The organism is Ruminococcus sp. (genome assembly GCF_024684275.1).
On record NZ_JAIKXF010000051.1, the window covers coordinates 1 to 3,696 of the forward strand.

Genomic DNA, 3,696 nt, shown 5'->3' on the forward strand with positions numbered 1-3,696 from the left:
TACGTATGCGTTGGTGGTGCGCCATCTCAGATGTGTGGTGAGCATTACGCTGAGGAGCACTACGACTATTCCTATGGAAAGCACTACCCAGCCGAATATCTTCCTGTCCATAAGGAACAGCATGGCTATTCCCGCTATTATCGGAAGCATTATAAGTCCGTTGGGAAGTCCTATGCTGCCTATCCTGAAGAAATATCCTCCCAGTCCCCATGAGCTCTCGACCATGATATTCTGGAATACCATGAACAAGCCGCCGCCAAGGAGAAGAAGTCCTATGAAGAAGGTCAGCAGACGATTTCCTTCACTTTTTGATGCTGAACGAGCCGAGTTCCTTGTCTCAAGGAGATCCCTGTACATTTTATCGAGCTCTTTGTCTTTTGTGTTTTTCGGCATAATACCGCCCCCCTATATCAAATTTTACAAGGATATTATACCTGAAATTGCTCCCAATGTCAAGTATAGCGCTGAAAATATCACCATTTTTTCATTTACCGCGGAAAGTGAAGGTAGTTATATGAAATTAACGCATAGCTATTGACAGACTCCTTTAAATAAAGTATAATATAATTTGAAAATGATTATCAAATTCAATATCAGGAGCTAACAAATGAATTTCATCAGTAAAGTTTTTTCTGTTGCGGCAGCTGCGGTGATCGCGGCTGCTTCTTTGAGCGGCTGCGCTGAAAGCCGCAGTACAGACGACGGCAGGCTCAGCATCGTCTGCACCAATTTCGCCGAATACGACTGGACAAAGAATATCATCGGCAGCACTGAAAATGCCGATATCACATATCTCCTGGGCAGCGGCGCGGATATCCACAACTATCAGCCGAGCACACAGGATATGCTCACTATCTCGGGCTGCGACGTGTTCATCTACTCGGGCGGCGAGTCCGAAACATGGGTGGATGACGCCGTTGGTAACGTCAGAAACAAGGACATAAAGGTATTAAGGCTGTTTGACGCTCTCGGTCAGAGGCTGAAAGAAGAGGAGACCAAAGAGGGCATGGCTGCCGAAGATGAAGATGAAGAGGACGGCATCGAATACGACGAGCACATATGGCTCTCACTGAAAAATGCGGAGCTCCTCTGTCAGAGCATCTGCGATACAGTATGCGAAGCCGACCCGTCACATTCAGCTGCATACCGCTCAAATCTTGACAGCTACGAAGAAAAGCTCCGAGCTCTTGATGATGAATATACGGAAATGGCTGAAAGCTCCGCCTCAAGGACCATACTTGTGGGCGACCGTTTCCCTTTCCGCTATCTTGTGGACGATTACGGAATAGACTACTATGCTGCCTTTGCAGGCTGCTCTGCGGAGACAAACGCAAGCTTCGAGACTGTGGCAACTCTTGCAGGCAAGCTGGACGAGCTTAAGCTCGGGACAGTGTTCATACTCGAAAATTCCGACGACTCTATTGCAAGGTCCATAATCGATAACTCAAAAAGCAGAAACGCCGACATAGAGACGCTCAACTCATTGCAGTCCGTAACTCGGAAGGACATCAACAGCGGCGTTACTTATTTATCACTGATGGAAGAAAACCTCAATACTCTTAAGAAGGTGCTTGTATAAATGGGAGCATTGCTCAGATGCAAAAATGTCTCTCTCGGATATGAGGGCGACATAATCACAAAAGACCTGGATTTTACCGTCAGCAGCGGTGATTACCTCTGCATTGTCGGCGAGAACGGCTCGGGAAAAAGTACGCTCATAAAGGCTATCCTCGGTCTCAGACCGCCCCTCAAGGGCAAGGTGGAGCTCTGCGGAGATGTGAGCAAAAACGAGATAGGATATCTCCCACAGCAGACACTGGTACAGCGGGACTTTCCCGCCTCCGTCCGTGAGATAGTCCTTTCTGGCTGTATGAACCGCTGCGGTCTGCGGCCTTTTTATAATAAGGATGAAAAGAAGCTGGCCCACGACATGATGAGAAGGCTGGAGATAGAGCCCCTGACAAAGCGCTGCTACCGCGAGCTTTCGGGAGGTCAGCAGCAGAGGGTGCTCCTTGCGAGAGCCCTTTGCGCCGCAAGGAAAATGATACTCCTTGACGAGCCAGTGACAGGTCTCGACCCAAAGGCTACGAACGAGATGTACGAGCTTATCGACAGTCTCAACAAAAAGGACGGTATCACAGTCATAATGGTATCCCACGATATGAACGCTGCCGTAAGATATGCGACGCATATACTCCACATCGGCAGAAAGCAGCTCTTCTTCGGCACCAAAGAGGACTACATGACCAGTAAAATAGGTCAGGCATTCATATCCGTAATGGGAGGTGAGGATAATGAGTGATATATTCTCAAAGCTTCACCAGGCATTTCAGCTGCCTGTGGTAAGATACGCTCTTATAGTCGGGCTTCTTATCGCATTATGCTCCTCCCTGCTTGGAGTTACCCTTGTAATGAAGCGCTTCTCGTTCATCGGCGACGGACTGTCCCATGTGGCATTCGGCGCCATGGCAGTGGCTACTGCGGCGGGAATAACCAATAATATGCTCATTATCATGCCTGTGACTATCATTTCAGCTGTTCTCCTCCTGAGAACGGGCAGCAATACAAAAATAAAAGGCGATGCGGCAGTTGCCATGATATCTGTGGGTGCCCTTGCAATCGGCTATATGCTCATGAATATAGCTGCCCGCAGCGGAAGCGGCAGGACTTCGGGCAACGTCACCGCAGATGTGTGCAGCACACTTTTCGGATCAACAGCCATACTGACCCTCAAGCCCGCCGATGTATGGATATGCATTGCCATGTCGGTAGTAGTCGTAGCGGTATTCCTTATATTCTACAACAAGATATTCGCCGTGACCTTCGACGAGAGCTTCGCAAAGGCTACGGGAATAAGATCGGATATGTACAATCTGCTCATTGCGGTGGTAATAGCGGTCATAATCGTTATCGCCATGAACTTCGTAGGCTCGCTGCTGATATCGGCTCTCATAATCTTCCCCGCACTTTCGGCAATGAGAGTATTCAAGAGCTTTCGCAGCGTTATAATCTGCTCCGTGGTGATATCGCTGCTCTGTGCTTTTTTCGGCATCATGATCTCGATACTTGCGGAAACTCCCGTAGGCTCTACCATAGTTTCTGCCGATATCATCGTGTTCTTTGCTTTCTGCATAGTCTCAGCCGCACTGAAACGTGGAAAATAACATCGGAACTGTAAAAAGCGACAAAACACTTTCACTTTTAAAGGTGAAAGTGTTTTCTTTATCATAAATCACCCTCAGTCTTGACAAAACACCATAAAATATGGTATCATTAAAGACGTATACATTTATTTTAAAAGGAGGTTGCGCTATGGAAACCATTAATGAGATCGCAGCACGTATCAAAGAACTGCGCGAGGTGTGCGACTACACACAGGAAAAGCTTGCTCAGGAGCTCGGACTATCAGTGGAGCAGTATGCAGGCTATGAACAGAACGGAGATTTTCCAATAAGCGTCATCTATGAGATTGCAAATAAATTCGGAGTCGATTTTAATGAGCTCGTCACAGGCGAACCCAGCCGCATCGACACTTTCCAGGTCGTGCGACGCGGTAAGGGCAGAAGCATAAGCCGTTTCCCCGGCTACCGCTTCAAGGATCTTGCTTTCCGCTATGCCGATAAGGTAATGCAGCCTCTTTTAGTCACACTTGAACCATCCGATGAGCCTGCAAAGCTTGTAAGCCATTCGGGTCAG

The 3,696-nt window shown here is 48.0% G+C and carries 5 protein-coding genes; 4 read left to right on the plus strand and 1 reads right to left on the minus strand.

The features are described from left to right. A partial coding sequence (locus K5677_RS05435) for a hypothetical protein (protein WP_296725594.1) occupies positions 1-393 on the minus strand: 393 nt, incomplete at its 3' end. 214 nt (positions 394-607) lie between these two features. Between K5677_RS05435 and K5677_RS05440 the strand changes: the two genes are divergently transcribed. The 4 genes from K5677_RS05440 to K5677_RS05455 form a co-directional block, all read left to right on the plus strand. Next, on the plus strand, positions 608-1,579 hold the full coding sequence (locus tag K5677_RS05440; protein WP_296725597.1) for a metal ABC transporter substrate-binding protein: 972 nt from the start codon (positions 608-610) through the stop codon (positions 1,577-1,579). Further along, complete coding sequence (locus K5677_RS05445; protein WP_296725604.1) at positions 1,580-2,302, plus strand: metal ABC transporter ATP-binding protein; 723 nt, start codon at positions 1,580-1,582, stop codon at positions 2,300-2,302. Next, on the plus strand, positions 2,295-3,164 hold the full coding sequence (locus tag K5677_RS05450) for a metal ABC transporter permease (protein ID WP_296725607.1): 870 nt from the start codon (positions 2,295-2,297) through the stop codon (positions 3,162-3,164). Before K5677_RS05445 ends, K5677_RS05450 begins: the two co-directional genes overlap by 8 nt. A gap of 148 nt (positions 3,165-3,312) precedes the next feature. Then, a partial coding sequence (locus tag K5677_RS05455) for a helix-turn-helix domain-containing protein (protein WP_296725610.1) occupies positions 3,313-3,696 on the plus strand: 384 nt, incomplete at its 3' end.